The sequence below is a fragment of the Streptobacillus felis genome (assembly GCF_001559775.1).
Lineage (GTDB): Bacteria > Fusobacteriota > Fusobacteriia > Fusobacteriales > Leptotrichiaceae > Streptobacillus > Streptobacillus felis.
In genome coordinates this window covers 1-449 of sequence record NZ_LOHX01000260.1, presented here as the reverse complement: position 1 = coordinate 449, position 449 = coordinate 1, and the positions used below count along the sequence as shown (strand labels likewise).

Here is a 449-nt window from a genome sequence, read left to right as displayed (position 1 = left end):
AGTTAAATACTTAGCAAATAGAAATAGGAATTACTGGGTGGCTTTAGTTCCAGCTATGTTTATGACTGTTGTTGTAACTTCATATATAATTGCAGCACCAGAAGGGTTTGTTAGATTCTTTAATGGTATAGATATAAGGTTAGTTGAAAATATAGCTATAATTATAGGAATAATTTTCTCAGGATTATGTACTTTAGGATTCTTTTTAACTAATAAAAATAAGAATGTAGAATAAAAAAATAGTATGATAAAAAATATATAAATTAAAAAGAAATAGTCTTCTATGATAAAATAAATCATAGGAGGCTATTTTTAATGAAACAGATTTACAAAATAAAACTATTAACTGAATAAAAGAAAACATCATCTCATATTAATAAATTCATTTTTTTTAAAGATCAATATAAATATTAATGTAATAACACTATATAAAAATCATCTACATTGTA

Annotated in this window: 1 pseudogene; it reads left to right on the top strand. The window is 22.0% G+C overall.

The features are described 5' to 3' along the window. Positions 1–235: pseudogene (locus AYC60_RS04650) on the top strand (carbon starvation CstA family protein); the annotation flags it as partial. Positions 236–449 lie beyond the last annotated feature (214 nt).